Here is a 4,089-nt window from a genome sequence, read left to right on the forward strand (position 1 = left end):
CCGCGGCCGCGTCGACCCGCTCGGTCAGCCGGCGCGCCAGCGCCCCGCCCCACAGATCGGCGAGGTCGACCCTGCGGTCGCGCAGCTCGTGCGCGGGGACGCCGAGCAGCGCGGGCGCGGTCCCGGGCGCGAACCGCACCCCGGCGATCAGCGGGCCGAGCTCGCGGCCGGGGGTGTGGGCGTGGGTGTCGGGGCCCGCGACGAACAGCCGGCCCTCGGTCCACAGCAGGTCCATGCAGCCGTCCGGGAGCACCGGGCACAGCGGCCCGGGCGAGGCGTTCAGCGTCCGCGTCCACACGACCGCGCCGTCGAGCCTCGACTCCCGTTCCTCGTACACACTCCCGAGGCTATCTCCGGGCGCGCGCAGGGAGCACTCCGGCGGCTCTCCTGACAGGGGCGTACGCCGTCGGACACAATGGGTGATCTGCGCAAGCCACAGGTTTCGGGGGCGGTCATGGCAGCACTGATGGAGTTCCAGACGGACAGCGGCGCCCAGGTGACGGTGGAGGTCGACCGGCACGGCCCCGGCGCGAGACTCGTCTCGCGCGGCGAGAACTCCCTGGCCCAGGCGGGCCGTACGTTCGACGAGGCGCTGATCGGCATCCGCTCGGCGGCCGAGTCCGCGCTCGCCGTGTTCCGCGAGGGAACGCTCAAACCGGACGGCGTGGAGCTGGAGTTCGGGGTGAAGCTCACCGCCGAGGCGGGGGCGGTGATCGCCAAGAGCTCCGTCGAGGGCCATCTGACCGTCAAGCTGTCCTGGTCCCCGGGAAGCGGACCGGTCGGGCCGTGATGGCCTCTCCCTCGTGGCAGGCCCGCATCGACCGGGGCGGCGAGGTGGCGGGATCCGGTTTCCTCGTCTCCGACCGGCATGTGCTGACCTGCGCGCACGTCGTCGACCAGGCGGACGTCTCCCAGGTGGTGTTCCCCGGCGCGCCGGGCCTCGGGCCGCTGCCGGCGCGGGTGGCCGTGCGCGGCGGGTGGAGCGGCCGGAGCCAGGACCCCGGCGACGTCGCGGTGCTGGAGCTGGCCGAGCCGGCGCCCATCGCGCCCGCCGCGTTCGCGGGGCTCGACGAGCCGCACCGCACGCCCGATCCGAAGCTGGTGGCGTACGGATTCCCCGCCGGGTACGGCGAGGAGGGCGTGCAGAGCGAATTACGCGTCGCCTCCCGCCAGTTGATAGCCGACGAGTGGAGTCAGCTGTCGCTGTGGCGGGGGTACGGCCAGGAGCCCAGCTACGGCTTCAGCGGCTCCGCGGTCATGCTGGAGCAAGGGGGCACGGTGGTCGGGATGGTCTCCGCGTACGACGAGGCGGCGCGCACCGCCCGGATGGTCCCGGCGCAGGTCATCGCCCGGCACTGGCCGCCCGTGTCCGACCTCGTCCCCACGCCCGACTATCCGGCGGCCGAGAAGCGCCGGCTGCGCGAGCTGATCGAGCGGGCCGCGCGGGCGGGGGCGCGGGGGTACGACGTGGACCGGCTGCTCCAGGCCTCGACCGGGACGCTCGGCGTCGCCCTCCCGGCGCACGGCGCGGGCGGGCTGTGGCAGGCGGTCTGGTATCTGCTCTCCGAGACCGGGCCGCGCCCCACCGCGCTCCCGCTCGCCGAGCTCACCGTGCGGCTGGCCGACGTGGTCGAGGACGAGGGGCTCGGCCAGGAGCTGCGGGCGTGGTCGCACGAGCACCGGGAGCGCCACCGGGGCCGCCCGGCCCCCGCCGTCGGCCCGTCGCCGACGGCTCGCCCCTCCTCGGCGCGGCCGTGGTCCCCGATCCTCGTGGGCATCCGGCGCAGCGGGGAGGACCGCGGCGTCGTCCTGGCCGAGGTCGCCGCGTACCGCGACGGCCACTGCCAGCTCGTCGGCGAGAAGCGGCTGCCGCGCGCGCAGCTGCGGGACTGGGTGCTCGACCGCATCGACACGGCGTTCGGCCAGATCGACGCGGACGGGCGGGAGTTGATCGCGTTCGCGCTGCCGCACGACTGGATCAACCAGCCGGTGGACGAGTGGGCGCAGCGCAAGGGCGTCCGCACTCCGCTCGGCTGCCGTTCGCCGGTCGTCGTGCTGGACCAGGAGCGCCGCGGCCGCGAGAGCCTCCAGTTCATGCTCCGCAAGGCGTGGAAGGTGCTCGACCTCCAGCGCGGCTCCACGCTGCACCCCGTCCGCTGCGACAGCAGGCAGCGGCCCGAGCGGCTCTCGGTCCAGCTCCAGGACGTGCACGGGCCGGTGGGGATGGCCCGGCCGCCGAAGTCGCCGCGCGACAAGGGGCTGCACCGCGCGGTCCTGGACGCGCCCGCGCCCATCGTGCTGTGGCCGCGCACGGGCTGCCAGGGCGGCGGGGGCTGCTCCGGGGACTGCCGGGGCGAGGGCTTTCTGGACGCGCTGGCGCGGCAGCTGGCCGCGCTGCCTCCCGGAGAGCTGCCCGAGGCGATCTTGAAGGCGCGCAGGGAGGCGTTCGTGCACGACGGGCCGCACTGGGCCCAGGGGCTCTCGCTGGTGTGGGAGGACCCCCGGCAGTTCCCGAAGGTGCGTCCGCTCCAGCAGTCGCCTCTCTGAGGCCGCCTGCGTCGGGGGGCGCCGCCCCACGCCGCCCCACGCCGCCCGACGCCTCCGGACGCCGACCGACCCGAGAGACCGATCTGACACCGATCTGACACCGACCGACCGACGAGACCGGGAGCGCTCGTATGTCCCTGTGGCCCGTGTACCGCGGCGAGGGCGAACCCCACGACGGGGTGCGCCGACTGCCGCCTCCCCCGCCGTGGCGCGCGTTCGACGGCGGCCCGCCGCTCGACGCGCCGACCGGGGACGAGGAGGCGGCGGCCTCTCCGTACCGCGTGCACCGCGCCGAGACGTACCGCCCGACGGACAAGGCGGTCCAGCTGGTCAACGCGGCGCTGTATCTACGCCGTCCGCTGCTGGTGACCGGGCCGCCGGGGAGCGGGAAGTCGAGCCTGCCGTACGCGGTCGCCCGGGAGCTGGGCCTGGGGCCCGTGCTGCGCTGGAACATCACCAGCCGGGCCACGCTGGCCGACGGGATCTACCAGTACGACCCGCTCTCCCGGCTGTACGCGGCGGGCCGCAGCGCCGAGGACGGGCCGCCGGAGGACGGCGCGGTCGAGGACCATCTGCGGCTGGGGCCCCTCGGCACGGCGCTGCTGCCGTACGAGCAGCCGAGGGTGCTGCTGATCGACGAGATCGACAAGAGCGACCTGGACCTGCCCAACGACCTGCTGCACGTGCTGGAGGAGGGGCAGTACGAGATTCCCGAGCTGGTGCGCGCGGCCAGGACGCGCCCCGAGGCGGACGTCCTGATCGCGGACTCGGACGACCGCGTGGCCGTGCGGCAGGGGCGGGTGCGCTGCCGTGCGTTCCCGTTCGTCGTGCTCACCAGCAACGGCGAGCGGGAGTTCCCCCCGGCGTTTCTGCGCCGCTGTGTGACGCTCGAGCTCAAGCAGCCGCTGCCGGAGCATCTGGCGGACATCGTCCGCGCCCATCTGGGCGAGCTGGACGAGGAGGCGGACGGGTTGGTGCGGCTGTTCCTGGAGCGGGGCAGCGCCGGGGAGCTGGCGACCGACCAGCTGCTCAACGCCGTCTATCTGACCCGGGCCTCGGGTCTGGCCGCGGTGGAGCGGGAGGACCTGGCGAAGAGCCTGATGCCGTACTTGAGCCGGGCCACGGACCCGCTCGACGGCGATGACCTCTGACGGGGAGACCGCCGGGCAGCCGGGCGCGGCGCCGTCCGCCGTCGGCCCGCCCGCCGCCGATCGGGGCGCCCCCGCGCCCAGCCCCTCCTCCGGCCCCTCCTCTGGCGCCGCCTCGGGTCGGCTGGAGCGGCTGGAGCGGCTGGCGCGTGTTCTCGAGGCCGTGGGCGGGGAGCGGCCCACCGGCCAGGAGGTCGCCGAACTGCTGTGGCTGGCCCGGCAGTCGCAGGCGCCGCCGCCGGTCCCCAAGGCGGTCCGCCGGGCGCCCGCGAGCGTGCCCCGACCGCCCGCGCATCCTCCTCTGCCGCTCGCGCCGCCCCATGTGCCCGCTCCCCCGGTCGCCCCGGCCGACGACCGGGTGGCGCTGCACGCACCGGCCGTCGGCGCCCTGGCG

General features: G+C 75.6%; 4 protein-coding genes and 1 pseudogene. 4 read left to right on the forward strand and 1 reads right to left on the reverse strand.

The window, feature by feature from the left end; all coding sequences use genetic code 11:
- The coding region (locus AB0M39_RS41405; protein ID WP_365374207.1) for a DUF6597 domain-containing transcriptional factor at positions 1 to 337 on the reverse strand (337 nt) is incomplete at its 3' end.
- Between the two features lie 117 nt (positions 338 to 454).
- Between AB0M39_RS41405 and AB0M39_RS41410 the strand changes: the two genes are divergently transcribed.
- The 4 genes and pseudogenes from AB0M39_RS41410 to AB0M39_RS41425 all read left to right on the forward strand — a co-directional run.
- Complete coding sequence (locus AB0M39_RS41410; RefSeq protein WP_365374210.1) at positions 455 to 790, forward strand: CU044_2847 family protein; 336 nt, start codon at positions 455 to 457, stop codon at positions 788 to 790.
- On the forward strand, positions 790 to 2,547 hold the full coding sequence (locus AB0M39_RS41415; RefSeq protein WP_365374213.1) for a trypsin-like peptidase domain-containing protein: 1,758 nt from the start codon (positions 790 to 792) through the stop codon (positions 2,545 to 2,547). Before AB0M39_RS41410 ends, AB0M39_RS41415 begins: the two co-directional genes overlap by 1 nt.
- Before the next feature lie 131 nt (positions 2,548 to 2,678).
- On the forward strand, positions 2,679 to 3,698 hold the full coding sequence (locus AB0M39_RS41420; protein ID WP_365374215.1) for a MoxR family ATPase: 1,020 nt from the start codon (positions 2,679 to 2,681) through the stop codon (positions 3,696 to 3,698).
- Positions 3,688 to 4,089, forward strand: a pseudogene (locus tag AB0M39_RS41425) (hypothetical protein); the annotation flags it as partial. The gene AB0M39_RS41420 and the pseudogene AB0M39_RS41425, both read left to right, overlap by 11 nt.

The organism is Streptomyces sp. NPDC051907 (assembly GCF_040681075.1).
Lineage (GTDB): Bacteria > Actinomycetota > Actinomycetes > Streptomycetales > Streptomycetaceae > Streptomyces.